This is a genomic window from Streptomyces sp. NPDC015242 (genome assembly GCF_043079125.1).
Lineage (GTDB): Bacteria > Actinomycetota > Actinomycetes > Streptomycetales > Streptomycetaceae > Streptomyces.
In genome coordinates this window covers 631,129-656,254 of record NZ_JBIBUF010000001.1, presented here as the reverse complement: position 1 = coordinate 656,254, position 25,126 = coordinate 631,129, and the positions used below count along the sequence as shown (strand labels likewise).

The following is a 25,126-nucleotide window of genomic DNA, read 5'->3' as shown; positions in this document are numbered from 1 at the left end:
CCGCGCCAAGAATGGAACATCTTTTCGATTGCGAGGTACGCTGCAGGCATGCACCTCCAGGGCTCCCTCTTCGACCAGACCGACGAGCTGCGCCTCGGTCCGCTCGACGGAATCCGCCGGACCGACCTCGGCTTCGGCGCCTGGCTCGACGTGCTGCCCGGGTGGCTCAGCGGCGCCGACACGCTGTTCGAACAGCTCGCCGCCGAGGTGCCCTGGCGTGCGGAGCGGCGTCAGATGTACGACCACGTCGTGGACGTCCCCCGGCTGCTGGCGTTCTACGGCGCGGGCGAGGCGCTGCCGCACCCGGTGCTGGCCGAGGCACGGGACGCGCTGAGCGCCCACTACGGCGAGGAGCTCGGCGAGCCGTTCACCACGGCCGGCCTGTGCTACTACCGCGACGGCCGGGACAGCGTCGCCTGGCACGGCGACCGGATCGGGCGCGGCGCCCGCGAGAACACGATGGTGGCCATCCTGTCCGTCGGAGCGCCCAGGGACCTGCTGCTGCGGCCCCTGCGCGGCGGGCGGGACACCGTGCGCCGGCCGCTGGGCCATGGCGACCTCGTCGTGATGGGCGGATCGTGCCAGCGCACCTGGGAGCACGCGATCCCCAAGAGCAGCCGCGCGACCGGGCCGCGCATCAGCATCCAGTTCCGCCCGCACGGCGTGCGCTGACGCGCCGCCGGCCGGTGTCCCCGCCGCGCGGGCCCGTCGGCACGGACCCGGCGTTCCCGTCCGGCACCGGGTCTGCTTTCCTTCTCCCGTCGGGAGCGGGAGCGGGACCACACACGGCGCGGGGCGATCATGCGGGCAGGCGTACAGCACGTCGCGGACGGCACCTACCTGGTGCACGGCTCGAACACCAACTGGGTCATCCTCACGGAAGGCGACGCCGTCACGCTGGTCGACACCGGCTACCCCGGCGACCGGGAGCAGCTCCTCGCCTCCCTCGCGGAGGTGGGCAGCGCCCCGGAGGCGGTCACGGCCGTGCTGATCACGCACGCGCACAACGACCACCTCGGCTCCGCCGAGTGCCTGCGGTCCGCCCACGGCGCGCCCGTGTACCTGCACGAGGCCGAAGTGCCGCACGCGCGACGGGACTTCCTGCAGCAGGTGACCGTCGGAACGGTACTGCGGAACGCCTGGCGCCCCGGAGTGCTGTCCTGGACGGCGCACGTGCTGCGGTCCGGCGGCACGCAGCAGCACCCCGTCACGGCCCCCGAGCCGTTCCCGCGGGCGGGCGCCCTGGACCTGCCCGGCCGCCCCGTGCCGGTGCACACGCCGGGCCACACCGACGGGCACTGCGCCTACCACCTGCCGGGCATCGGCGCGCTGATCTCGGGCGACGCCCTGGTCAGCGGGCATGCCACCTCGCGGATCGAGGGGCCGCAGCTGCTGCCCGGCATGTTCCACCACGAACGGCCGCGCGCGGTGGCCTCGCTCGACGTCCTCGCCGGTCTGGAGGGCGAGCTGCTGCTGCCGGGGCACGGGCCGGTGCACCGCGGCCCGGTGCGCGAAGCCGCACTCCTGGCCCGGGAGCGCGCCCTTTAGAGTGAGGCGACGATCGGCGGCGAGACAAGGACACCCGGCGCATGGCACTGCAGATCAGCGCGACCAACCCGGAGCACCCCGCGCTCCTGCTGGAACTGCCCTGGGACGTGCCGTTGGAGGACTGGCCGGAGGAGTACCTGGTCCCGCTGCCGCGCGGCATCTCCCGCCACGTCGTGCGCTACGCGCGCGCCGGGGACGAGGTGATCGCCGTCAAGGAGCTGGCCGAACGGCCCGCGCTGCGCGAGTACGAGCTGCTGCGCGACCTGGACCGGCTCGGCATCCCGGCGGTCGACCCGCTGGCCGTGGTCACCGGCCGCACCGACGCGGACGGCGCCCCGCTGGAGAGCGTGCTGATCACCCGGCACCTGGGCGGCTCGATGCCGTACCGCTCCATGTTCGAGACGACCATGCGCCCGGCCACCATGCACCGGCTGATGGACGCGCTCGCCGTGCTGCTGGTGCGGCTGCACCTGGCCGGGTTCGCCTGGGGCGACTGCTCCCTGTCCAACACCCTCTTCCGCCGCGACGCGGGCGCCTACGCGGCCTACCTGGTGGACGCCGAGACCGGTGACCTGCACCCGCGGCTGAGCCCGGGACAGCGCGAGTACGACCTCGACCTGGCCCGCGTGAACATCAGCGGCGAGCTGCTGGACCTGGAGGCCTCCGGGGCGCTGCACCCGTCGGTGGACCCGATCGAGTTCGGCATGGAGATCTGCGCCCGCTACCGCGGCCTGTGGGACGAGCTGACCCGCACGTCCGTCTACCCGGCGGGCAAGCACCACTACATAGAACGGCGCATCCGGCGCCTGAACGAACTCGGCTTCGACGTCGCCGAGATGCAGATCGAGCACGCCCCGCACGGGGACACGGTCAGCTTCGTGCCCAAGGTCGTCGACGCGGGCCACCACCAGCGGCAACTGCTGCGGCTCACCGGCCTCGACACCGAGGAGAACCAGGCCCGGCGGCTGCTGAACGACCTGGAGAGCTGGATGGCCACCCAGGACGACTACGCCCCGGGTGACCCTCCCCCGAGTTCTCGGCTTCGCTCGAACAGGGGGGACCCCCACGGCGCCCGGCCCGAGGTCCTCGCGCACCGCTGGGTGCGGGAGGTGTTCCGGCCGACCGTGCGGGCCGTCCCGCCCGAACTGCGCGGCTCCATGGACCCGGCGGAGATCTACCACCAGCTCCTGGAACACCGCTGGTACCTGTCCGAGCGGGCCCAGCACGACATCGGCCTCGACACGGCCGTCGAGGACTACATCAGGAACATCCTGCCGAAGGCGCGCAAGACGCTGCAGCCGACGGCCGAGTGACCTACTGCGCCGGGGCGGCGTGCGGCACCACCGCCACCGGGCAGTCCGCGTGGTGCAGCACCCCGTGGGCCACCGAGCCGATCCGGGCGCCGACCGCCGTCCGGTGGGCGCGGCGGCCGACGATCATCAGCTGGGCCGTCCCGGCGACGGACAGCAGGACCTGGCCCGCGCTGCCCATCTCCACGTGCTCCTCCACCGGCACCTCGGGGAACCGCTCCCGCCAGGGCCGGACCGCGGCGGCCAGGGCCTTCTTCTCGTACGGCTCCAGGCCCCCGGCCTCGTCGAGCAGCTTCAGCGAACCGGGGCTGTAGGCGAACACGGGCGGCAGCGTCCAGGCCCGCACCACCCGCACGGTCGCTCCGCGCGCGGCAGCCGTCTCGAAGGCGAAGCGGAGCGCGTCGGCGCTGTCCTCGGGGGCGCCCTGCTGGCCCACGACGACCTCGCGCCCCGCGGCCTCGCCCGAGGGCTGGTCGCCGGCCCGCACCAGGACCACGGGCCGGGTGGCCCCGGCGATGACCTGCTGGCCGACCGAGCCGAGCAGGAAGCCGACGATCGGCCCGTGCCCGCGCGAGCCGAGCACCAGCAGCTCCGACTCGGCGGCCGCGGCGATCAGGGTGTCGACGACCGGGCCCTCCACCACGTCCGTGGTGACCTCCAGGTCGGGGTGGCGTCCGGTGACGGTCGTGACGGCCTCGGTGACGGCGCTGTGCACCCACTCGGCCTGGCTGTCCGCGTCCCCCTCGATGCCTGCCTCCAGGGCCTCCCGGGGCTCGAACCACCAGGCGTGCACCACCCGCAGCGGCCGGTCGCGCCGCACCGCCTCGCGGGCCGCCCAGCCGAGCGCCGCGAGGCTCTCCTGCGTTCCGTCGACTCCTGCGGTGATCGGGCGTGTCATCCGGCTGTCTCCTTGTGTGGGTCACGGGCGGGGGTGATCAGTCTCCCCCAACCTCCGCGCACGTCGGGCGCCGTGGTGGAGGTGATCTCCGTATCCGGGCGTTCCGCGGCGATCGAACATACGATGGGCGGAGGTCGGCGCGGCGCCCCGGAGCGCCGTGCCGTGAGTCGACCGCCCGGTGTGGGGGATGCAATGGCACAGGCCGCCGATACGGCGCGGACCGTCATCATGACCGTGGACGACGATCCGGGGGTCTCCCGGGCCGTGGCGCGGGACCTGAGGCGGCGGTACGGCGCGTCGTACCGGATCGTGCGGGCGGAGTCCGGCGAGTCCGCGCTGGAGGCGCTGCGGGAGCTGAAGCTGCGCGGTGATCTCGTCGCGGTGATCCTCGCGGACTACCGGATGCCGCAGATGAACGGCATCGAGTTCCTCGAACAGGCCCTGGACGTCTACCCGGGCGCACGGCGCGTGCTGCTGACCGCGTACGCGGACACGAACGCGGCGATCGACGCGATCAACGTCGTCGACCTCGACCACTACCTGCTCAAGCCCTGGGACCCGCCGGAGGAGAAGCTGTACCCGGTCCTGGACGACCTGCTCCAGGCGTGGCGGTCCAGCGACTTCCGGCCCGTGCCCGCCACGAAGGTGGTGGGGCACCGCTGGTCGGCGCGCTCCTCGGACGTGCGGGAGTTCCTGGCCCGCAACCAGGTGCCCTACCGCTGGTACTCCTCCGACGAGCCGGAGGGGCGGCGGCTGCTGGCCGCGGCCGGCGCGGACGGGCTGCGGCTGCCGGTCGTCATCACCCCGGACGGGACGCCGCTGGTCGAGCCGGAGGCCGTCGACCTCGCCGCCCGGGTGGGCCTGGCGACCACCCCGACCGCGGACTTCTACGACCTGGTCGTGATCGGGGGCGGCCCGGCCGGGCTCGGCGCGGCCGTGTACGGCGCCTCCGAGGGGCTGCGGACCGTGCTGGTGGAGCGGTCGGCGACCGGCGGGCAGGCCGGGCAGAGCTCCCGCATCGAGAACTACCTGGGCTTCCCCGACGGCGTGTCCGGGGCGCAGCTGACCGACCGGGCGCGGCGGCAGGCCGCGAAGTTCGGCGCGGAGATCCTCACCGCGCGCGAGGTGACGGCGCTGGAGGTCAGCGGCGCCGCCCGCGTCGTGCGGTTCTCGGACGGGTCGGCGGTCGCCGCGCACAGCGTGATCCTGGCGACCGGTGTGAGCTACCGGCAGCTTCAGGCGCCCGGCTGCGACGACCTGACCGGCTGCGGGGTCTACTACGGCTCCGCCCTGACGGAGGCGCCCGCCTGCCAGGGGCAGGACGTGTACATCGTCGGCGGCGCCAACTCGGCGGGCCAGGCCGCGATGTACCTGTCCCGGAGCGCCAAGTCCGTGACGCTGCTGGTGCGCGGCGAGTCGCTGACGGCGTCCATGTCGCACTACCTGATCCAGCAGATCGAGGAGTCCCCGAACATCCGGGTGCGCGCCCGCACGGTCGTCGAGGAGGCGCACGGCGACGGGCACCTGGAGCGGCTGACCCTGCGGGACGTGGACACCGGCGAGACCGAACAGGTCGACGCGCAATGGGTGTTCGTGTTCATCGGCGCGGCCCCGCTGACGGACTGGCTGGACGGCACGGTGCTGCGCGACGAGCGCGGCTTCATCCTCGCCGGGCCCGATCTGAGCGCCGACGGCCGCCCGCCCGAGGGCTGGGAGCTGGACCGGCCGCCGTACCACCTGGAGACCAATGTGCCCGGCGTGTTCGTGGCGGGCGACGCCCGCTCCGAATCCGCGAAGCGGGTCGCGTCCGCCGTCGGAGAGGGAGCCATGGCCGTCATGCTCGTCCACCGGTACCTGGAGCAGTCGTGAGCGGGGTGTGCCTGCCGTGCAACCCCGAGGAGATCGGGTCGCTGTTCCTGTTCGAGAAGCTCACGCCCGAGCAGCTCGGACGGTTGTGCGCCGAGGGGCGCGTCGAGCGCTTCGAGCCCGGCCCCGTGTACACCGAGGGCGAGCCCGCCACCTGCTTCTACGTGATGCTGGAGGGCACGGTCGTGCTCTACCGCCGGGTCGGCGGCGACGATGTGGAGGTGAGCCGCACCTCCCAGCGCGGGGTGTACGCGGGCTCGATGCAGGCCTATCTCGGCGACCGGGTGCGGCAGGTCTACAACAACTCCATGCGCGTGACCGAGCCGACGCGCTTCTTCGTGCTGCCCGCCGACACGTTCGCGCGGATCATGCAAGAGTGGTTCCCGATGGCGGTGCACCTGCTGGAGGGGCTCTTCTTCGGTTCGAAGAACACCCAGCGGGCCATCGGGCAGCGGGAACGGCTGCTGGCGCTCGGCTCGTTGTCCGCGGGTCTCACGCACGAGCTGAACAACCCGGCCGCGGCGGCCGTGCGGGCGACCGCGACGCTGCGCGAGCGGGTCGGGAAGATGCGCCACAAGCTGGCGGTCATCGCGCAGGGTTCGTACTCGCCGGAGGTGATGGCGAACCTCATCGACATCCAGGAGCGCACCGCCGAGCGCGTCGCCAAGGCACCCGTGCTGAGTCCGCTGGAGGCATCCGACCGGGAGGACGCGCTCGCCGACTGGCTCGACGACCACGGCATCCCGGACGGCTGGCGGATCGCGCCCACGTTCGTGCAGGCCGGTCTGGACGTGGACTGGCTCGACCAGGTCGCGGCCGCCGTCGACGAGGAGATCGTGCCGAGCGCGATCGGCTGGCTCAGCTACACCGTCGAGACCGAGCTGCTGATGGACGAGATCAGCGACTCCACCACGCGCATCTCGCACCTGGTGGACGCGGCGAAGCAGTACTCGCAGCTCGACCGGGCGCCGTTCCAGAACGCCGACGTGCACGAACTCCTCGACTCGACGCTGCTGATGCTGTCCGGCAAGATCGGCCGGCGGATCGAGGTCGTGAAGGACTACGACCGCACGCTGCCGAGGATCCCGGCGTACCCGGCGGAGCTCAACCAGGTGTGGACGAACCTGATCGACAACGCGGTCTCGGCGATGAACAGCGCGGGCGGCGAAGGGACGCTGACCGTGCGGACGGCCCGGGAACACGACCGGCTGCTGGTGGAGTTCCGGGACACGGGGGTCGGCATCCCGGCGCAGGACCGGGGGCGGATCTTCGACCCGTTCTTCACCACCAAGCCGGTGGGCGAGGGGACCGGGCTGGGGCTCGACATCTCCTGGCGGATCGTGGTGAACAAGCACCACGGGAGCATTCAGGTGGAGTCGGAGCCGGGAGACACCCGGTTCCAGGTGCTGCTGCCGCTGACGGCGGCCGAGGAGGAGTCGGAATGAGTGGCCAGGACGGGATCGACCCGAGTGTCCCGCCGAGCGGCAGCGGGTGCGCGGAGTGCGACGCGGACGGCGGGTGGTGGTTCCACCTGCGGCGGTGCGCGCAGTGCGGGCACGTGGGCTGCTGCGACAGCTCGCCGGCGAAGCACGCGACGGCGCACTTCCGGGAGACCGGGCACCCGTTCGTGCAGAGCTACGAGCCGGGCGAGAGCTGGTTCTGGAGCTATGCGACGAACGAGCTGTACGAGGGCGGGCCGGAGCTGGCCGCGCCGGTGAGCCATCCCGAGGACCAGCCCGCTCCCGGTCCCGCCGGGCGGGTGCCGGCGGACTGGGCCAAGGTGCTGCGGGCCGGCTAGCCCGGGATTGAGCCGCTGCGGGCGGCTGCGGATCGTCAGGAGGGGGCGCGCAGGTCCCCGCGCCCGGAGAAGAAGGTTGGTGCAGTGCCGCAGGCCTCGTTCATCGCGCCGGTCGTCGGAAGGGAAGCCGAACTCGCCCGGCTCTCCGAGGTGTTGCGCGGTGCCCGCGCCGGTGAGGCGCGTGCCGTGCTCCTCGCCGGGGACGCCGGTGTCGGCAAGACACGGCTGCTGGACGAGGCCGGGAAGCGGGCCGCCGAGGCGGGCATGACCGTGCTCGTCGGGCACTGCGTCGATCTCGGCGACGTCGGACTGCCCTATCTGCCGTTCACCGAGGTCCTCGGGGTGCTCGCCGCCGACGAGCGCTTCTCGGCCGCCGTGGCCGCGCATCCCGTCGCCGAGCGGCTGCTGGGGTCCGGGACCGACGCCGTGCGGGACGTCGACGGGCGGCTGCGGTTGTTCGAGGGGATCGCCGGGCTGCTGGCCGAGGTGGCGGACGTGGCGCCGTTGCTGCTCGTGCTGGAGGACCTGCACTGGGCCGACCAGTCGTCGAGGGACCTGCTGCGGTTCCTGCTCGGGCGGGGTGTCCTGCGCCGGCGCCTGGCGGTGTTCGCCTCGTACCGGGCGGACGACCTGCACCGCCGCCATCCCCTGCGGCCGCTGCTCGCGGAGCTGATACGGCTGCCGGCCGTCGAGCGGCTGGAGCTGCGGCCGCTGCCCGACCCCGACGTGGCCCGGCTGGTGCGGGCGCTGGAGCGCCGGCCGCTGCCGGAGGCGACGGTGCGGCGGATCGTGGAACGGGCCGAGGGCAACGCCTTCTACGCCGAGGAACTGCTCGCGGCCACGGACACCGGCTCCGGCGGCGTGCCGAGCGGGCTCGCCGACGTGCTGCTCATCCGCTTCGAGCAGCTGTCCGACACCGCCCAGCAGGTGTTGCGCACCGCGGCCGTCGCCGGGCGCCGTGTCGAGCACGACCTGCTGCGCGAGGCGGTCAGGCTGCCCGAGGAGGAGCTGGAGGGCGCACTGCGCGAGGCGGTGGGGCGGCAGCTGCTCGTCGCCGGGGGCGACGACACCTACTCCTTCCGGCACGCGCTCGCCCGCGAGGCCGTCTACGCGGATCTCCTGCCCGGCGAACGGGCCCGGCTGCACGGCGCGTTCGCGCGGCTGCTCGCCGGGCGCGGGCACCGGGCCGAGAGCGCGGCCGAACGCGCCCACCACTACCGGGAGAGCCACGACCTCGCCGAGGCGCTGGCCGCCTCGCTGGAGGCCGCCGACCACGCCCAGCGGGTGGGGGCGCCGGCCGAGGAGCACCGGCACCTCGAAGCGGCCCTCGACCTGTGGTCGGCGGTGCCGTCCGAGGCCCGGCCCGCGGCGGCGGGCGCCGGCCGGGTGACGCTGACGCTGCGGGCCTCGGCGGCTGCCGCGCACGCCGGGGAACTGCACCGCGCGGTCTCGCTGACCCGGTCGGCGCTGACCCAGCTGGGCCAGGACGCCGACTCCGAACTCGCCGCCCGGGTCCGCTACACGCTCGCCGGGAACCTGCTGAGCGTGGACAGCCTGACCGCGGCGTTCGCCTACAGCAGTGAGGCACTGGCGATGATCCCGGAGGAGCCCCCCTCACGCACCTGGGTGTGGGCGGCGGCCACACACGCCATGGCCGCGCGTCACGTCGGGGAGAACGAGACGGCGGTGCGGGTCGCCCGGCGGGCCCTGAGCGTGGCCGAGGAGCTGCGGGTCACCGACGCCCAGGCGGATCTGCTGATCTCGCTGGCCGTGTTCGACGGAGGCGGGCGGCGTGGCCCCGAGGGGCGTGAGCGGCTGCTGCGGGCGCGGGAACTGGCCCGCGGTTCCGGCAACGCGGCCGTGGAACTGCGGGCCCTGTTCAACCTGGCGATGGGCTGTTACGAGTCGGGGGCACTGGCGGAGTGCCTGCCCTGGCTGACCGAGGGCCTGGACCGGGCCCGGCGCGCCGGGCTGATGTCGTCGCCGTACCCGCTGGAGATGCGGTACCTGCGGCTGCTGGTGCTGCAGGTGCTGGGCCGCTGGGACGAGTGCGTGGAGGCGGCGGCGGCCGACGCCGAGGTGCTGCCGGCGGCCGGCGGGTACACCGTCGGCCCGGCGCTGTGCGTGACGCTGGCCCGGGGCGACCGCACGGCCGCCCATCGGGCGCGCGCCCTGCTGGAGGGGCCGTTCGACTGGATGGCGACCCTGGTCGCGGGCATCGTCCTCACCGACGACGCGGCGCTGCGCCACGACCCCGACGAGGCGGTGCGCTGGGTGCATGCCACGGTCGCGGCGCTCACCGACGAGGCGGGCACCCGCCCCGACGTGGCGGTCCGGCTCGCCGCCCTGGCCCTGTCGGCCGTGGCCGACCGGGCAGCGGAGGCGCGGCTGAGCGGCGACGACACCGGCGCCCGCCGCTGGACCGGGACGGCGGACGAACTGGTGGCCCTGGCCCGGGACATCGCCGGCCACGGCCAGGACGGCAACCCGCAGGGGCCGGAGGGAAGGGCGTGGCTGGCCCGTGCCGAGGCCGAGGGGCTGCGGGCCGTGTCGGGGCCGGACGCGGCGGCCTGGGCCCGGGCGGTGGAGGCGTTCGGCTACGGCGACGTCTACGAACGGGCGCGCTGCCGCCTGCGGTACGCCGAGGCCCTGGTGGCGGCCGGGCGCCGCGAGGAGGCGGCGGCCGAGGCCCGTCTCGTGCGGGAGACCGCCGACCGGCTGGCGGCGGCGCCGCTGCGCGCACAGGTCGACGCCCTGGTCCGCCGTGCCCGGCTGGCGGACGCCCCGCCCGGGGGTGACCGCGCCGGTCTGCTCACCGCGCGCGAACAGGACGTGCTGCGGCTGCTCGCGCTCGGCCGCAGCAACCGGCAGATCGGCGAGGAACTGTTCATCAGCGGCAAGACGGCGAGTGTCCACGTCTCCAACATCCTCGCCAAGCTGGGCGCCTCCAGCCGCGGCGAGGCGGTGGCGGTCGCCTACCGGGAGGGCCTGATCACCCCGGAGCCGTCGGCGTCCTGAGGCCGCCGGGCCCGGCCCGGGGCGGTCCACGCCCTCGTGCCGCCCGCAGTCCAGCCTCCGGAGACGGCGTCGGCCATCGCCCGCCGGTCCCTTGCCCGTGGCGACGGGGAACTCCACCGGGGCCCGGGCCGTTCCAGGGGTGGGCGGCCGGACGAGGGCGGGGGGCGTGATGACCGAGTTGGTCCCCGGGGGGAACGTGGCACTGCCGGGCGGTGCGGTGACCGTCCGGGTTCCCGGCCCGTTCGACGTGTCCGCGCTGATCACGGACGACGGCGGAAAGGTCCGGGACGACGGCGACTTCGTGTTCTACAACCAGCCGGCGGCGCCCGGGGCCCGGCTGCGGGGCGACACGCTCGTCGTCGACCCAGCGCGTCTGCGTCCGGGCGCGACCCGCGTCACCGTCGCCGTCAGCCCCGCCGAACCCGGAGCCGCCCTCAGCGCCCTGCCCTCCCCCACCCTGCACGTCACCGACGCCCCGGGCCACGCGCTCGCCCGCTTCACCCCGCCGCGCCCGGGGCAGGAAGCGGTGCTGCTGCTCGCCGAGCTCTACCGGCGCGGCGACCGCTGGAAGCTGCGCGCCCTGGGGCAGGGCTACGCGGACGGACTGGCCGGTCTGGCGCGGGACTTCGGGGTGGAGGTGGTGGACGAGACGCCCACGCCGGAACCCCGGCCGCAGGCGCCGCCCCCCTCGGGCCGGCCGAAGCCCGCACCGGGCTCCCCTCCACCCTCGCCGCCCGGCAGCCCGGCGGATCCGCCCTCGCCGTCCGGCAACCCGGCAGATTCGGCCCCGCTGCCCGGCAACCCGGCAGGTTCGCCCCCACCGCCCGGCAACCCGGCAGATTCGGCCCCGCCGCCCAGCAACCGGGCAGGCTCCGCCCCGCCACCCAGCACCCCCGCAGATTCGCCCCCGCCGCCCAGCACCCCGGCAAACTCGGCCCCACCCACCCGCCCTTCTCCCGGCGCCTTCTCCCCCGCCGCTTCCGACCCCGACGGGTTCCTCCCCCTGGTGAACTCGGCCCGGGCCGACGCCGGTTCGCCTCCCGTGTCCCTCGACGCCCGGCTCGTCTCGGCGGCCCGGGAGCACGCCGCCGCCATGGCCGCGGCCGGCCGGCTCAGTGTCGAGACCCGGGACGGCGTCTCCGTCTACCAGCGCGTGATCGGCGCCGGGTACGCCTATCTCACCATCGACGAGCACCTGGTGTCCGGCCCGCGCACGACCGCCGAGTTCGTCGCCTACTGCCTGCGCGCGGAGGCGCCCCGCCGCAGCGTGCAGCAGTCGGCGTTCCGGCACGCCGGGGTGGCCCGCGTCCACGACGACCGCTCCGGCGACACCTACTGGACCGCCCTGTGGGCCGCGCCCCTGACCCCGTCGGGGCTGGAGCGCACGGCGGCGGCCGTCACCGACCTCACCAACCGCGCGCGGACCCGCGCCGGGCTCCCTCCCCTGGCGGTCGACGCGCTGCTCACCGCCGCCGCGCGGGCGCACAGCGCGGACATGGTGGCCCGCGCCTTCTACGCGCACACCGCCCCCGACGGCAGCCGCCCCGGGGACCGCGCCGCCGCCGCGGGCTCCACCCTGCGCGCGATCGGCGAGAACATCGCCTGCGGGCAGCGCTCCCCCGCCGACGTGGTGGAGGGCTGGATGAACAGCCCCGGCCACCGGGCCAACATCCTCAGGCCCGAGTTCACCCGCATCGGGATCGGCTTCGCCTGCGGCGGCCGGGCGGGCACGTACTGGACGCAGATGTTCGGCGGCTGACCCGCATCACCGTGCTCCGCCCGGGGGCCCGCTCGCGCGATCTTGGCGGAGGGGAGCCCTCCGCGCGAGGATGCCCGCATGAAGGGTGACCTCTTTTCCAGCGAACACATGGCACAGCCGGCCGTCGCGGCGGGCATGGCGATCGAGAACGCCAAGTGCGTCCGGTACACGGTGAACGGCGAGATGCTCGCCCGGCAGGGCGCGATGATCGCCTACCGCGGCAACCTCCAGTTCGAACGCAAGGGCCAGGGCGTGGGCGGCATGCTCAAACGCGCGGTCACCGGGGAGGGGCTGCCGTTGATGGCGGTGCGCGGGCAGGGCGAGGCGTGGTTCGCGCACGAGGCCCAGAACTGTTTCATCGTCGACGTGGAACCCGGCGACGAGTTCACCGTCAACGGCCGCAACGTCCTGTGCTTCGACGCCACGCTGTCCTACCGCATCGCCACCGTGAAGGGCGCCGGCATCACCGGCGGCGGCCTGTTCAACAGTGTCTTCTCCGGGCACGGCAAGCTGGGCCTGATCTGCGAGGGCACCCCGCTGGTGATCCCGGTCTCGCCGCAGTACCCGGTGTACGTGGACACCGACGCGATCGTCGGCTGGACCGCGGGCCTGCAGACCTCCCTGCACCGCTCCCAGTCCATCGGCTCGATGCTGCGTGGCGGGTCCGGCGAGGCCGTGCAACTGCTGCTCCAGGGCGAGGGACACGTCGTCGTCCGGCCGAGCGAGGCGACCCCGCAGAAGGCCGGCCAGCACTGAGGCGCCGTCAGGTGATCTGCGCCTCACAGGCAACCCGGTCCGTCCCACCGGCATCTTGACCGGCAGCGGATGACGCCCTGGCCCTCGCGGCCGGGGCAGATTCCCACCCCTGTATACACACGTTGTATACACCCCATGTATACACACAGCGTAGACATGGGGTGCAAACGGACCGAAAGGCATCGATGTACGGCAAGGCATTCGCCCCCGAGTACCAGGGCGCGCTCACCACCCTGTCCGTCAACTCCTCCCTGACCGACGTCCTCGCCGCCGGGACCGAGCAGCTCGCGGCGGCCGAGCGCGCCGGTGAGGCCGGGGAGGCGGCGCGGTCCGGACTCGCGGTGGCCGAGGCGCACCGCCGGCTGGGCCGGGTCGAGGACGCGGACCGGGCCTGGAAGGCGAGTTACCGCGCCGCCCGGCGGGCGGGAGACGTCGCGGCGATGGCCTGGGCCCTGTGGAGCGGCGGCACCCTGGCCCGGCAGCGCGGCGCCTTCCCGCTGGCCCGCCGGCTGCTGCGGCTCGCGGCCGACCTCGGCGAACGGGGCGGGGACGTCGTCGTACGCGGCTACTCGCTCGCGGGTCTCGCCGAGACCGGGCGCATCCAGGGCGACTACGAGGCCGTCGGACGGCTGCACGAGCAACTGCTCGACGAGGCACGGCGGCGCGGGGAGGCACGGCACACCGTGTGGGCGCTGGAGGGCATCGCGCAGATGCACCGCAACACCGGCGCCTACGACAAGGCGTACGACCTGTTCCAGGAGGCCGCCGGGATCGCCGCGGGCGCCGACGACCGGCGCGGCCACGCCTGGGCGTTGCGCGGGCTGGCCGATGTCGTCTCGGTACGGGACGGGGACACCGAGCGTGCCCTGGCCCTGCTGACCGAGGCGGAAGGGACGTGCCGCGCGATGCGGCTGTCCAGCGCGCTCGCCTACAACCACAAGATGCGCGGCAACGTCCTGTACCGTGCGGGGCGTTACGCCGAGGCACGGGACCTGTACGAGCAGGCGCTCGCCGAGTTCCGGGAGATGAGCGAGCCGCGCGGCGAGGCGCTGTCCCGCCTCGGACTCGCCAAGTCCCTGGCCCGGCTCGGCCGCGACCACGCCGAGACCGCCGCCGAACTGGCCGATCTCGCGGCCACGCTGGAGCGGATCGGCCTCCGGCACGCCCACGCGATGGTGGGCCGCGCCTACGAGGAACTCGGCATCCCGGCCGGCACGAGGGCGACGGAGGCGGCACGGTGACGGCGCTGCCGACGGCGGCCGGTTCGGTGCGGCGAGGCGACGACCCGGCAGGACCGACCCCGGTGGAGACCGGGCCGGACACGGCGGCGAACCGGCGCGGCACGGCCGTGACCGGCCCCGTGCGGGACGGGGCCGTGCACGTCCTCGACCGCTGCCGGGCCCTGGTCCGGCCCGCCCTGATCGAGGCCGTGGAGCGACTGCACCCCTGGGTGGCCGAGATGGCCGGCTACTCGTTCGGCTGGTGCGAGGTCGGCGGTGCCCCCGCCGCCGCCTCCGGCGGGAAGGGCGTGCGGCAGGCGCTCGCGGTGCTGGGAGCGGAGGCGGCCGGTGCACCGGGAACCGCCGGTGTGCCCGCGGCCGTGGCGGTGGAACTGGTGCACGCCTTCTCCCTGCTGCACGACGACATCATGGACGGCGACCCCGACCGCCGCCGCCGTCCGGCCGTGTGGAAGGCCTACGGCACGGGTCCGGCGGTCCTCGCCGGTGACGCCCTGTTCGCGCTGGCCGTCGAGACGCTGGCCGCACAGCCGGGCGGTTCGGCAGCCGTGCGGACCCTGTCCGTCGCGCTGCGCGACCTGGTGCGCGGACAGGCCGACGACCTGCTGTTCGCCGACCGCCCCTGGACGGGACCGCGGCGGGTGCGGCCGGAGGAGTACCGGGCGATGGCGGAACACAAGACGGGTGCCCTGCTGGGCGGCGCGGCCGCGCTGGGCGCCCTGCTGGGCGGCGCCGCGCCCGCGACGTCGGCCGCACTCGACCGGGCGGGCCGCCACCTCGGGGTCGCCTTCCAAATCGTCGACGACGTCCTGGGCATCTGGGGCGACCCCCGTGTCACCGGCAAGCCGGTCCACGGCGATCTGCGGGAGCGGAAGAAGACGTTCCCGGTCCTGGTCGCGCTGGACTCGCCGAGCGGGGGCCGGCTCGCCGCGCTCCTGGAGTCCGGTGACGAGCCCGGCGCGGCCGCGGCGCTGATCGAGGAGGCGGGCGGCCGTGCCGCGGCCCTGGCGGAGGCCCGGCGACGGGTGACCGCCGTGCACGGGCTGCTCGCTGACGTGCCGCTGGAGCCGCGGGCCACCGCCGAACTGCGGTCGCTGCTCGGCTTCCTGGTGCGTCGCGAGCTGTGAGGGACGGGCGCGGGGGCCGGACGCGGCGGACGCCGGGCACCGCCTTTGACCCGGGCCCCCTCTCCGGGTGAAGGTGCGGGTCGGCGCGTTCCACGACCCCGCGCCGGAAGGAGAACCGCAGTGATCGGCATCTCGGAGATCGAAGCCACGGCCGAGCGGATCGCCGGGCACGTCGTGCGCACCCCGACCGTGCCCAGCCCGGGTCTGTCGGCGCTGCTCGGCGCCCCGGTCACCGCGAAGCTGGAACTGCTGCAGCGCACCGGCTCGTTCAAGGCGCGCGGGGCGACGGCGAAGCTGCTGTCGCTGAGCGAGGCCGAGCGGGCCGCCGGGGTGGTGGCGGTCAGCGGCGGCAACCACGGGATGGCCCTCGCGGTCATGGCCGCCGCGCTCGACGTCAAGGCCACGGTGGTGATGCCCCGCTCGGCGCCCGCCCGGGCCGTGGAGATCGCGCGGGACGCGGGTGCGGCGGTGCGGCTGACCGACGCCATGGGCGAGGCGTTCGCGCTGATGACGCGGCTCCAGCAGGAGGGACTGACCCCGGTCCACCCCTTCGACGACCCCGTGGTGATCGCCGGGCAGGGAACCGTCGGCCTGGAGTTCGCCGCGGACGCCGGGGAGCTCACCGACGTCCTCGTCAGCATCGGGGGCGGCGGACTGATCGCCGGTGTCGCCGCCGCGTTGCGGGCCCGCCGGCCAGGGGTGCGGGTGTGGGGCGTGGAGACCGAGGGGGCGCAGGCCATGTCCGAGGCGCTGGCGGCGGGCGGCCCGCTGCCCGTCGCCCTGTCGTCGATCGTCTCGACGCTCAGCGCGCCGTCGGTGTCGCAGCTGACGTACGACCTTGTCTCCGCGCTGGTCACCGACGTCCTCGTGGTGCCGGACCGGGAGGCCGTGCGCGGTTCGCTGGAACTGGCCGACCACGCCAAGGTGTGGGCCGAGCCGGCCGCCGGCTGTCTGCTGCCGGCCGCCCGGCGGGTCCTGGAGCGGGTCGGGGACGGGGCGCGGATCGGCCTCGTGGTGTGCGGGGGCAATGCCACCACGGGTGACGTGATCGGCTGGTCCCGGCGCTTCGGTCTGCACTAGGTCCTGGCCTCCCGGAGAATCGGCCGGGCGAATTCATCGGAGGAGGCGCCGAGTCCGATCACCGGACACCTCGGCGTTTACCGTCGGTTACCCGAGGCCGGCGGGAGCGTGCGGAACTGCCGAGGTGAGCGCCCCCGGAAAACCCCGAGCGCCGCATTTTCTCGCACATTTGCTCGCCTTTCTTGAATGAAAGACAGGAATGAAGGCGGAGTTGCGATCCCTTTGAACGGAGGCCGCCTCACGCCCCGTACCTGTGGAAAAGGTGAGAGCCAGGTTTCCAGCGAGGGATGGCCATGGGCAGGGAGCACGTCTCCACACACCGATGGGTCGCCGGCCGCTACCGGCTGCTCGAGATCGTCCAGCGCGAGACCAACCGCATCTGCTGGTATGCCGAGGACCTCGGCACCGGGGAGGTCCCCCGGCCGTGCCTCGTCACGCAGACCGGGCTGCCGGAGGACCCGCTCGCGACCGAGCGCCGGACCGCGGCACGCCTGCTGCGCACGTCCGAGCGGATGGCCCTGCTCTGCCCCGGCCGGATCGCCACGGTCGTCGACGCCGTCGAGGAGGCCGGCGCGCTGTGGACCGTCACCGAGTGGATCGACGGCACGCCGCTCGGCGAACTGCTTGCCGAGCAGGGCACGTGCAACTACGTGCGGGCCGCGCGCATCGGCCTGGAGGTGCTCGGCGTGCTGGACGCGGCGCACGCCGAGGGGATCACCCACGGCGAGCTCAGCCCCGGCCAGGTGTTCGTCCGGGAGGACCAGTCCGTCGTCGTCACGGGTTTCGGTCTGGCCGGCACCACCCTCGCCCCCCGGCTGGCGGCCCCCGCGTACGCCTCTCCCGAACAGGCGCGCGACGAGCGGATCGGGCCCGCGGCCGACCTGTGGGCGCTCGGCGCGATCCTCTACACGATGGTCGAGGGCCGTCCGCCCTTCCGGGACCGGGGACGCCCGGAGAACACCCTGAAGGGCGTGGACCGGCTGCCGCTGCGCACGCCGGTGCGCGCCGGGCCGCTCACCCAGGTCGTGCAGGGGCTGCTCCGCAAGGACTCGCGGGAGCGGCTGACCCGCCCGGTGGCCCGTGAGGCGCTGGTCCGGGCGCTGAGCGAGGACCCCGGCACGGCCCTCGGCCCGGTGCCGGCGCCCCGGCTGCGCGGCGTGTACGCGGCCGTCCGCCCGGCGGGGCCGGCCTGGAGCAGACGGACCATGGTCGTGGGCACCGCCCTGGCCGTCGTCACCGTCGCGGTCGCCGTCCTCGCCGCGACCCACGGGCTGCCCGGTGGCGACTCGGGCGGCGAGGCGGCCGACGCGCCGAGCCGGCCGCCGGCTTCCGCGGCCTCGCCGGGCGCGGGCACCGGCCGGGACGGCCCCGAAGCGTCCGGGAGCCCCGGCACGTCCGTGCCCCCGGCTCCCTCCCCCACTGGCCCACCGACGCCCACGAGACCGGACCCGACGCCGGCGCCGACGAGGTCCGGCCCGGCGGCGCTGCCGCCCGGCTTCCAGCGCCACCACGCGCCGGAGGGCTTCTCCGTCGCCCTCCCGACGGGCTGGAAGCGGCTGGACACCGACCGCCAGGGCGACCTGGCCTACCGGGTCGTCCTCGGTGCCGATGGCGACGACCGCACCCTCGCCGTCACCTACAGCGCCCGGGTCGGCCCGGACCCCGTGGCCGTGTGGCGGGACGACGTCGAGCCGTATCTGGAGCGGTCCGGCGGCTACGACCGGATCGGCGAGATCCGGGCGACGACGTACCAGGGGCGGGAGGCCGCCGACATGGAGTGGACGGCGGACGACGGGCAGACCCGGACGCGCACCTTCGGGCGGGGTTTCCTGCTGGGCGGCGGCCGGAGCTTCTCGCTGCGCTGGACGGCCCCCGACGCCGGCTGGAAGGACGGGGCGAACCAGCAGGCGCTGCGCACCGCCCTGGCCACGTTCCGCCCGGGATCAGGCTGAGCCGCGCGGTGCGCGCCGGGAGGTGAGACGGCCGCGCTCCAGCGGCTCGGTGCGCCAGCGCGCGGTCACCGAGCCGTCGGCGAGGGAGCAGGTCAGCGCGAGGCGGTGCGGGGTCTCCAGGAAGACCACCTCGACGGCGAGGGTCCCGGCGCCGGTCCAGCCGCCGCTCACCGCGGTCGGCAGGGGCTCCTCGGCGACCGTCCAGCCCTCGGCCCCGACGCGCAGCCGGACACGGTCCCCGTCCGGGTCCCCCTCCCCGGTGAGCGTCAGCGTCCAGCCGTCCGCGTCCCGGTCGAGTGCGGCCGACCGTACGGGCCCCGCGCCGGAGGCCGTGAACCGCGCCGCGGCCCAGTCCCGCTCCCCTTCCGGCGGCGCGGACGCGCCCGGGGCGGGCGGCAGCGCGAGCCGGCCCAGGCGGGCGCGCAGCTCGGCGTCCTCGGCCTGCCGGCCGGGCAGCGGCGCGGGCCCGAAGGCGGGCAGCAGATGCTCCCAGACCAGGTTCAGGACGTCCTGCATCCGCTCGGTGGCGGCGGTCGTGGCGATCACCGCGTCGTGCTCGGGCAGCACCAGGCAGAACTGGCCGTAGGCACCGTCGCCCCGGTAGCCGTGCCGGGACGTCCAGAACTGGTAGCCGTATCCCTGGTCCCAGTCCTGCCGGTCCACGTCCCCCATGGCGCCGCCGGTCGGTATGCGTGGCCGGGCGGCGCGGGCCGCCCAGCCCTCGGGCAGCAGCCGCTTGCCCTCCCAGAGGCCGTCGTTCAGGTACAGCTGGCCGAGCCGGGCGACGGCGTCGGTGGTGGCGTGCAGGCCGCTGAACCCGATCTCGCGCCCGGTGCGGTCGCGCCGCCAGTACACCTCGCCGATGCCCAGCGGGTCGAGCAGCCGGGGGCGCAGGTAGGCGGTGAGCGTCTGCCCGGTCACCCGTTGCACGATCGCCCCGAGGGTGTAGGTGGTGGGCTGGTTGTAGGCGAAGACGGTGCCCGGGTCCCGGTCCGGCGGCAGCAGCAGGAAGCCGCGGACGGGCTCGGCGGGGTCACGGCCGAAGGCCTCCTCGACGGTCTCCCGCGTGTGGCCGCTCGACATCGACGCCACGTGCCGTACCAGCATGGCCCGGCTGCGCGGGTCGGTGATGTCGGCGGCGAACTCCGGGAAGTACGAGATCACCGGCGCATCGAAGTCCAGCAGCCCCTCGGCCTCGGCCAGGGCGGCGGCGGTCCCGGTGAAGCTCTTGCTGAGCGAGTAGAGCAGGTGAGGCCGGTGTTCCGTGTACGGGGCCCACCAGCCGGAGGCGACGAGGTGTCCGTGCCGCATGATCATCAGGCTGTGCGGCTCGATCTCGGGCGCGGCTTCGAGGGCGTCGAGGAAGGCGTGGACGCCGGCGGCGTCGACCCCCTGGGCCGCTGGGGCGGAGGACGGCAGGGCGAAGGCACTCATGCGGGCATCCTGCCCCGCCAGCGGGCGGTGATCGAGCCGTTTCCGCGCCTCTTGTCAGGGGACCCGGCGGTTATGGTGCAAATCGGATACACGATGATGACCGAGCAGGCCGGCCCCCGCGAGCTCGTCGACCATGTCGTGCGGGCCGAGGAGGCGGGCTTCGACTTCTCGGTGACCTCCGACCACTACTTCCCGTGGTTGCGTTCGCAGGGGCACTCGCCCTACGCGTGGGCGGTGCTCGGCGCGGCCGCCCAGGCCACGTCCCGTATCCCGCTGATGACGTACGTGACGTGCCCGACGTTCCGCTACCACCCGGCGGTGGTGGCACAGAAGGCGGCGACGGTGCAGTTGCTGTCCGAGGGGCGGTTCCGGCTGGGACTCGGCTCGGGCGAGAACCTCAACGAACACGTGGTGGGCGGCGGCTGGCCGTCCGTGGACGTCCGGCACGAGATGTTCGAGGAGGCCGTGGAGATCATCCGCGCGCTCTTCGAGGGCGGCCACGTCAACCATCGCGGCACCCACTTCGACGTCGAGTCGGCCCGCCTGTGGGACCTTCCGGACGAGGCGCCGCCCATCGGCATCGCGGTCTCCGGGGAGCGGTCGTGCGCCCTCGCGGGCCGGCTCGGGGACCTGGTGATCGCCACGGAGCCCAAGGCGGGTCTGCTGGAGGCGTTCGACCGGCACGGCGGCGAGGGCAAGCCGCGCGTGGGCCAGCTGCCCGTCTGCTACGACCCCGACCGGGACACCGCCGTCAAGCGGGCGCACTCCCAGTTCCGCTGGTTCGGCAGCGGCTGGAAGGTCAACTCGGAGCTGCCGCACCCGGATTCCTTCGAGGCCGCGACCCAGTTCGTCACGCCCGACGACGTGGCCGAGTCCATCCCGTGCGGTGACGACGTGGAGGCGTTCGTCGAGGCGGTCCGCCCGTACGCCGAGGCCGGGTTCACCGAGGTCGCGCTCGTGCAGATCGGCGGCGAGTCGCAGCCGGCGTATCTGGACTGGTCGGAGAAGACGCTGCTGCCCGCCCTGCGCGAGGCGTTCGGCTGAGCTCCCGCGCCCGTGCCTCCACGCCCGTTCCGCGAGATGAGCCCTCCGCCCCCGGGGGGCTCATCTGCATCTGTGCGCTCAGCCGCTGCGCCTCCTCGGTGCCGTTGACCCGGACGGCGTGTCCGTTGCCCGGCGGGACACCGGGCCGGTCCGTCTCGACCGCGGCGTAGCGGAACCCGTGCGCCCGATCGCAGGCCGGGCAGCCGACCGGGCCACGGGCCGGCCGGCCGGCCGCAGTCGGGGCACACCAGCCGGTCCAGCGCGGCGTCGACCACGCGCCGGTCGTACCGGTCGGGCTCGGCCACGACCATCCCGGCCAGGGCCCGCTCCTCGTCACCCGGCGCGGCGTCCCACCGCCGCAGGAAGGCACCCCACTCCGCCTCGACGATGCCGTCCACCAGATCGCGGCAGTGCGCGCACGCGGGCGCCCCGCCGTACTCGTGCCCACCGCACCGCGCACAACGCCGCGGCACCGCACCGGCCTCGGGACGCACCATGCCGCCCATGGTCGCGCACCCGCCGGTGGGCGAAACTGGGGGCCGAGGGGAAGCGGCGGGGGCCGGTAGGCTGCCGTCGGCACCGCGTGCCGCCCGTTCTGTCCCGCCCTGTCCCGACCCGCCCCCAGGAGATGCGTCCGTGACCGTCGCCCTCACCCCGCCCGAGACCTCTACCGCGCCCCCGGCTCCCCTGTCCGACCTGGTCGCGCGGGACGCGCGGGAGTTCGGGGCGTACGCCCGCACCGGAGGGTGGGCCTTCGGGCTGATGGTCGCGCGCAGCGTGCGGCCCGGCGGGCAGGGCGCGGACGAGACGCCGAAGATCTCCGCGAAGGAGTTCGCCGGACTCGCCGGATGCTCCCCGGAACGGGTCATGCGCTACTACAAGGCCTGGGACCGCGCGGCAGACGACGGGATGGTGCCGCACTTCGAGGCCCTGACGCCGGGTCAGGAGGTGGAGCTGCCGGACGCCGACGTGTGGCTCGGCTACTACGTCTCCCGCAGCAGCGCCGCTTCCGAGCGCGGCACCGCCATCGCCGAGGCCGCCGAGGCGGAGGGCATCCGGCCCACGAAGGCGCTGGAGGTCGCGGAGAACCCCACCGCCCTGCGCGCCGCGATCCTCGCCGACCCCTCCACCGCCCGCGCGGCGCGCCAGGCCCTGCTGGACCGGGTCCGGGAGGACCCGGAGCTGCAGTCGGAGCTGGCCCGGGACGTGGTGCGCACCGATGAGCTGAAGAAGGCCGTCGCCGGGGAGAGCCGGGCGGCCGACCGCATCGGTTACGTCCGCCAGATCGCCGAGTCGGGACAGATCAGAACACCCGCGGGACAGACCGTCGACGCGCCCGCCGACCTCCGTCAGGAGGCCGAGCGGCACCTGTCGCTCCTCGACGAACTCGACGAGGGCGAGGACGCCGGCGAGTGGGCCACCGAGGCCTACGGCACCATGAAGTCGCTGGTCGCCGAGGCTGTGGAGGCGGACCCGGGACTGCGGGTGCGGGAGCGGCGCACGAAGTTCTACTCCAGCCTGGAGAAGGCCACGAAGGTGTTCGAGGAGCTGACCCTCGACGACGCCGGGGAGTTCTACGAGGACGACATGGTCGAGCGCCTGGAGGAGCTCCAGCGGGCGGTCGCCGTCTGCATCGAGTCGCTGCGCGGTGCCCGCGGGAATCACCCGGACAGCTGAGCATTTCGCGAAAATCGGGGGTACTAGAGGGCTCTACGTCGGTTCTTCCCGGAGGCCTCCTCGTGAACTCGTTCGTCCACAAGACCCTCGTGGTGCAGCTGCAGGCGGGCGACGCGGACCGTTTCTCGGTGCTCGCCCACCTGAGCTACGACGCCGCGGACCCCTTCGCCGTCACGGTCGTCTTCAGCCATGACGGCCGGGTGCTCGCCCGGTGGCAGCTCGACCGGGAGATGCTCGGCGACGCGCTGCGGCGTCCGGTCGGCATGGGCGACGTGCGGATGCGCCCCGAGTCGCGGGGCATGTGGCGAGAGCTGCGGATGGACTTCTTCGGCGACGCGCATGCCGACGGCGGCCGTCATCACGCGACGGTGTTCGCATGGGCCCCGGCGTTCGCGGCGTTCCTGCGGGAGACACACGAGCTGGTGCCGCCGGGCCGCGAGGAGGTCTGTGTCGACGGGTTCCTGGCGAACGTCCTCGCCGGGAGCTGAACCGCGCGCGGGGTGCCGGAACCGTCCGCCCGGCACCCGCACGGTCACGCGCGGGTGCGGCGGCGCCTCACGTCACTGCGAGGTGTGGCGGTACCTCGTCCACAGCGGCAGGACGAACCAGCAGAGCAGATACCACCCGACCACTCCGGCGACCAGGTAGGGCACGAAACCGTCGTGCGTCGCCACGCGCAGGATCAGCAGCAGCGACGAGGTCGTCGTGGCGAGCAGCAGCACCAGGCCGAGCAGGGTCAGCCGGGAGGCCAGCCGCACCGCCTGCGGCTTGACGCGCCGGCCGGAGACGAGGCGGTGCAGGGACACCGGGCCTATGAGCGCGCCGGTCGCACACGCGCCGAGCACCACCGTCACGAGGTAGATCGTCTGGTCCGTGGCGGTCAGGTCCTCGTACTTCTCGGTGAACACCACGGTCAGCAGGAAACCGAACAGGATCTGCACACCCATCTGGGCGACGCGGACCTCCTGGATGAGCTCCTGCCACATCCGGTCGGCTCTCTCGTCCTCCGTCTCGTTGCGCCCCCGGCGCATCGCCCCGCCCTCCGACGTGTCCGTCACTTCTTCCTCCCACTGGTGATGACCTGGCGTGTTGACCAGGCCTCTCCTTCCCCGTGTGCCCCGGAAAAGTCCGCCGTCCCGCGTGGGCGGCGGTTTGAGCGATCAGGGGACGGTTACACGGACGGCCCGAAGCAGGCACAGCGCGAGGAGGTCGTGGACGTATGTCCGGTACGCAGCTCACCGTGACGCTCAGCGGCGGAGGCGCCGACGACGCACGAGCGGTCGTGCGGGCGCTGGAGAACACGTTCGGCGCGCCGGACGAGTTCCCCGCCGACGAGAACGCGACAGTGCACACGGCGACCTTCGACGGCGACGCGCCGTCGGGCGGCGCGGGCGACGGCGGACAGGACGCGAGGAGCCTGTCGGCGCCGGTGACGGTCACCGTCCAGGGCTCCCCGGAGGCGGTGCGCCGGGCGAGCGACACGCTCGCCCGGGTCTTCACGGCACGGGACGACGGTGCCGCCTCCGGCGACCAGGAGCAGGAGAGGCAGCTGCTCCTGGAGCCGTAGGACTCCTGCGGCCCGCTACCAGCGCGACTCCACCTGGTCCTTGATCCGCCGCTCGTACAGGTCGCGGATCGCGGCCAGGGTCTCGTCGGGCAGCCGGGGCAGCCGTGCGGCCTCGGCGTTGGCGCGGGCCTGCTCGGGGGAGCGGGCGCCGGGGATCACGGTCGTGACGCCGGGCTGCTCGATGATCCAGCGCAGGGCCAGCTGGGCGGGGGTGTATCCCTCGGGGGCGAGCGCCGCGAACTCGGCGGCGGCCTCGACGCCGGTGACGTAGTCGACCCCGGAGAAGGTCTCGCCCACGTCGAACGACTCGCCGTGCCGGTTGTAGGTGCGGTGGTCGTTCTCCGGGAAGACCGTGTCCCGCGTGTACTTGCCCGACAGCAGCCCGGAGGCGAGCGGCACGCGGGCGATGATGCCGACACCGGCCCGGCGGGCGGCCGGGAGGACCTCGCGCAGGGGCTTCATGCGGAACGGGTTGAGGATGATCTGCACGCTGGCCACGTTCGGCCGGGCGATGGCGGTCAGCGCCTCCGCGCAGGTCTCGACACTGACGCCGTACGCGGCGATGCGCTCCTCTTCCACCAGGGTGTCGAGGGCGTCGAACACCTCGTCCGTGGAGTACACGGGCGTCGGCGGGCAGTGCAGCTGCACCAGGTCGATCCGGTCGACGCCGAGGTTGCGCCGGGAGCGGTCGTTCCAGGCGCGGAAGTTGTCGAGCACGTAGTTCTCGGGAATCTGGTCGACCCGGCGGCCCATCTTCGTGGCGACCAGGACGTGCAGGTCCGGCCGGCCGGCGAGGAAGGCGGCGATGGCCTGCTCGCTGCGGCCGTCGCCGTACACGTCGGCGGTGTCGAAGAAGGTCACCCCGGACTCCGCCGCCGCCTCCAGAACCGCGAGGGCCTCCTTGTCGTCGACGTCTCCCCAGTCGGCACCCAGCTGCCACGTACCGAGACCGACGACGGAAGCGTGCTGACCCGACCTGTCGAATGTGCGCTCGTCCATAGGCGTCAGTGTGTCACCCGCCACCGGGGTGCGCGGACCCGGGCGCGCCCCGCCG

The 25,126-nt window shown here is 74.3% G+C and carries 21 protein-coding genes; 17 read left to right on the top strand and 4 right to left on the bottom strand.

Annotated elements, in window-relative coordinates; genetic code table 11:
• Nucleotides 1-48: 48 nt before the first annotated feature.
• The 3 genes from ACF07N_RS02970 to ACF07N_RS02960 all read left to right on the top strand — a co-directional run bounded on the left by ACF07N_RS02970 (nt 49) and on the right by ACF07N_RS02960 (nt 2,861).
• Complete coding sequence (locus ACF07N_RS02970; protein ID WP_383336015.1) at nt 49-672, top strand: alpha-ketoglutarate-dependent dioxygenase AlkB family protein; 624 nt, start codon at nt 49-51, stop codon at nt 670-672.
• Nucleotides 673-801: 129 nt separating this feature from the next.
• A complete protein-coding gene (locus tag ACF07N_RS02965; protein WP_392107565.1) occupies nt 802-1,548 on the top strand; it encodes an MBL fold metallo-hydrolase in 747 nt (248 codons plus the stop codon).
• Nucleotides 1,549-1,589: 41 nt separating this feature from the next.
• Entirely contained in the window at nt 1,590-2,861 is a 1,272-nt protein-coding gene (locus ACF07N_RS02960; protein WP_392107562.1) for a DUF4032 domain-containing protein, read from the top strand.
• 1 nt (nt 2,862) lies between these two features.
• Here the strand turns inward: ACF07N_RS02960 and ACF07N_RS02955 are convergent, their stop codons facing one another.
• Complete coding sequence (locus ACF07N_RS02955; protein ID WP_392107560.1) at nt 2,863-3,756, bottom strand: universal stress protein; 894 nt, start codon at nt 3,754-3,756, stop codon at nt 2,863-2,865.
• Nucleotides 3,757-3,948: 192 nt separating this feature from the next.
• On the opposite strand from ACF07N_RS02955, the gene ACF07N_RS02950 reads away from it, so the two are divergent.
• From ACF07N_RS02950 to ACF07N_RS02905, 10 genes are all read left to right on the top strand, one after another.
• Nucleotides 3,949-5,625 carry an FAD-dependent oxidoreductase gene (locus ACF07N_RS02950; protein ID WP_383336011.1) on the top strand — a complete coding sequence of 559 codons (1,677 nt, stop codon included), beginning with the start codon at nt 3,949-3,951 and terminating at the stop codon, nt 5,623-5,625.
• Nucleotides 5,622-7,067, top strand: coding sequence for an ATP-binding protein (locus tag ACF07N_RS02945; RefSeq protein ID WP_392107557.1), 1,446 nt, complete (start codon nt 5,622-5,624; stop codon nt 7,065-7,067). The genes ACF07N_RS02950 and ACF07N_RS02945 overlap by 4 nt, the downstream gene beginning before the upstream one ends.
• Nucleotides 7,064-7,420, top strand: coding sequence for a UBP-type zinc finger domain-containing protein (locus tag ACF07N_RS02940; protein ID WP_383336009.1), 357 nt, complete (start codon nt 7,064-7,066; stop codon nt 7,418-7,420). The genes ACF07N_RS02945 and ACF07N_RS02940 overlap by 4 nt, the downstream gene beginning before the upstream one ends.
• 84 nt (nt 7,421-7,504) lie before the next feature.
• The gene (locus ACF07N_RS02935; RefSeq protein WP_392107554.1) at nt 7,505-10,438 is read left to right on the top strand and encodes an AAA family ATPase; all 2,934 of its coding nucleotides are present in this window, start codon (nt 7,505-7,507) and stop codon (nt 10,436-10,438) included.
• A 169-nt stretch (nt 10,439-10,607) separates the two neighbouring features.
• Nucleotides 10,608-12,197, top strand: coding sequence for a CAP domain-containing protein (locus ACF07N_RS02930; protein ID WP_392107551.1), 1,590 nt, complete (start codon nt 10,608-10,610; stop codon nt 12,195-12,197).
• A 78-nt stretch (nt 12,198-12,275) separates the two neighbouring features.
• Complete coding sequence (locus ACF07N_RS02925) at nt 12,276-12,953, top strand: AIM24 family protein (RefSeq protein ID WP_392107548.1); 678 nt, start codon at nt 12,276-12,278, stop codon at nt 12,951-12,953.
• A gap of 185 nt (nt 12,954-13,138) precedes the next feature.
• Nucleotides 13,139-14,194 (top strand): tetratricopeptide repeat protein, encoded by a 1,056-nt coding sequence (locus ACF07N_RS02920; RefSeq protein WP_392107545.1) that lies wholly within the window; start codon nt 13,139-13,141, stop codon nt 14,192-14,194.
• Complete coding sequence (locus tag ACF07N_RS02915) at nt 14,191-15,318, top strand: polyprenyl synthetase family protein (protein WP_392107542.1); 1,128 nt, start codon at nt 14,191-14,193, stop codon at nt 15,316-15,318. The genes ACF07N_RS02920 and ACF07N_RS02915 overlap by 4 nt, the downstream gene beginning before the upstream one ends.
• A gap of 120 nt (nt 15,319-15,438) precedes the next feature.
• Nucleotides 15,439-16,398 (top strand): threonine/serine dehydratase, encoded by a 960-nt coding sequence (locus ACF07N_RS02910; RefSeq protein ID WP_392107539.1) that lies wholly within the window; start codon nt 15,439-15,441, stop codon nt 16,396-16,398.
• Between the two features lie 293 nt (nt 16,399-16,691).
• Entirely contained in the window at nt 16,692-18,350 is a 1,659-nt protein-coding gene (locus ACF07N_RS02905) for a serine/threonine protein kinase (RefSeq protein ID WP_392107536.1), read from the top strand.
• Here ACF07N_RS02905 and ACF07N_RS02900 read toward each other — a convergent pair.
• Nucleotides 18,342-19,784 (bottom strand): serine hydrolase domain-containing protein, encoded by a 1,443-nt coding sequence (locus ACF07N_RS02900; RefSeq protein WP_392107533.1) that lies wholly within the window; start codon nt 19,782-19,784, stop codon nt 18,342-18,344. The genes ACF07N_RS02905 and ACF07N_RS02900 overlap by 9 nt on opposite strands.
• Nucleotides 19,785-19,856: 72 nt before the next feature.
• Between ACF07N_RS02900 and ACF07N_RS02895 the strand changes: the two genes are divergently transcribed.
• The 3 genes from ACF07N_RS02895 (at nt 19,857) to ACF07N_RS02885 (ending at nt 22,993) form a co-directional block, all read left to right on the top strand.
• Complete coding sequence (locus ACF07N_RS02895; RefSeq protein WP_392107530.1) at nt 19,857-20,828, top strand: LLM class F420-dependent oxidoreductase; 972 nt, start codon at nt 19,857-19,859, stop codon at nt 20,826-20,828.
• A 636-nt stretch (nt 20,829-21,464) separates the two neighbouring features.
• Complete coding sequence (locus ACF07N_RS02890) at nt 21,465-22,505, top strand: hypothetical protein (protein WP_392107527.1); 1,041 nt, start codon at nt 21,465-21,467, stop codon at nt 22,503-22,505.
• 62 nt (nt 22,506-22,567) lie between these two features.
• A complete protein-coding gene (locus ACF07N_RS02885; RefSeq protein ID WP_383335998.1) occupies nt 22,568-22,993 on the top strand; it encodes an SsgA family sporulation/cell division regulator in 426 nt (141 codons plus the stop codon).
• A 72-nt stretch (nt 22,994-23,065) separates the two neighbouring features.
• On the opposite strand, the gene ACF07N_RS02880 is transcribed toward ACF07N_RS02885, so the two are convergent.
• Nucleotides 23,066-23,536 carry a DUF6328 family protein gene (locus tag ACF07N_RS02880; RefSeq protein ID WP_383336022.1) on the bottom strand — a complete coding sequence of 157 codons (471 nt, stop codon included), beginning with the start codon at nt 23,534-23,536 and terminating at the stop codon, nt 23,066-23,068.
• Nucleotides 23,537-23,724: 188 nt separating this feature from the next.
• Here ACF07N_RS02880 and ACF07N_RS02875 point away from each other — a divergent pair, with 188 nt between their 5' ends.
• On the top strand, nt 23,725-24,072 hold the full coding sequence (locus ACF07N_RS02875) for a hypothetical protein (RefSeq protein WP_392107524.1): 348 nt from the start codon (nt 23,725-23,727) through the stop codon (nt 24,070-24,072).
• Between the two features lie 15 nt (nt 24,073-24,087).
• Here ACF07N_RS02875 and ACF07N_RS02870 read toward each other — a convergent pair whose 3' ends face one another.
• Nucleotides 24,088-25,071, bottom strand: coding sequence for an aldo/keto reductase (locus ACF07N_RS02870; protein ID WP_383335996.1), 984 nt, complete (start codon nt 25,069-25,071; stop codon nt 24,088-24,090).
• Nucleotides 25,072-25,126 lie beyond the last annotated feature (55 nt).

What these genes read in the sequence shown, in the direction of transcription:
- ACF07N_RS02900 (WP_392107533.1), bottom strand. Translation starts at nt 19,784, where the DNA reads ATGAGTGCCTTCGCCCTGCCGTCCTCCGCCCCAGCGGCCCAGGGGGTC.
- ACF07N_RS02970 (WP_383336015.1), top strand. Translation starts at nt 49, where the DNA reads ATGCACCTCCAGGGCTCCCTCTTCGACCAGACCGACGAGCTGCGCCTC.
- ACF07N_RS02870 (WP_383335996.1), bottom strand. Translation starts at nt 25,071, where the DNA reads ATGGACGAGCGCACATTCGACAGGTCGGGTCAGCACGCTTCCGTCGTC.
- ACF07N_RS02955 (WP_392107560.1), bottom strand. Translation starts at nt 3,756, where the DNA reads ATGACACGCCCGATCACCGCAGGAGTCGACGGAACGCAGGAGAGCCTC.
- ACF07N_RS02960 (WP_392107562.1), top strand. Translation starts at nt 1,590, where the DNA reads ATGGCACTGCAGATCAGCGCGACCAACCCGGAGCACCCCGCGCTCCTG.
- ACF07N_RS02965 (WP_392107565.1), top strand. Translation starts at nt 802, where the DNA reads ATGCGGGCAGGCGTACAGCACGTCGCGGACGGCACCTACCTGGTGCAC.
- ACF07N_RS02950 (WP_383336011.1), top strand. Translation starts at nt 3,949, where the DNA reads ATGGCACAGGCCGCCGATACGGCGCGGACCGTCATCATGACCGTGGAC.
- ACF07N_RS02905 (WP_392107536.1), top strand. Translation starts at nt 16,692, where the DNA reads ATGGGCAGGGAGCACGTCTCCACACACCGATGGGTCGCCGGCCGCTAC.
- ACF07N_RS02875 (WP_392107524.1), top strand. Translation starts at nt 23,725, where the DNA reads ATGTCCGGTACGCAGCTCACCGTGACGCTCAGCGGCGGAGGCGCCGAC.
- ACF07N_RS02940 (WP_383336009.1), top strand. Translation starts at nt 7,064, where the DNA reads ATGAGTGGCCAGGACGGGATCGACCCGAGTGTCCCGCCGAGCGGCAGC.
- ACF07N_RS02920 (WP_392107545.1), top strand. Translation starts at nt 13,139, where the DNA reads ATGTACGGCAAGGCATTCGCCCCCGAGTACCAGGGCGCGCTCACCACC.
- ACF07N_RS02930 (WP_392107551.1), top strand. Translation starts at nt 10,608, where the DNA reads ATGACCGAGTTGGTCCCCGGGGGGAACGTGGCACTGCCGGGCGGTGCG.
- ACF07N_RS02880 (WP_383336022.1), bottom strand. Translation starts at nt 23,536, where the DNA reads ATGCGCCGGGGGCGCAACGAGACGGAGGACGAGAGAGCCGACCGGATG.
- ACF07N_RS02895 (WP_392107530.1), top strand. Translation starts at nt 19,857, where the DNA reads ATGGTGCAAATCGGATACACGATGATGACCGAGCAGGCCGGCCCCCGC.
- ACF07N_RS02925 (WP_392107548.1), top strand. Translation starts at nt 12,276, where the DNA reads ATGAAGGGTGACCTCTTTTCCAGCGAACACATGGCACAGCCGGCCGTC.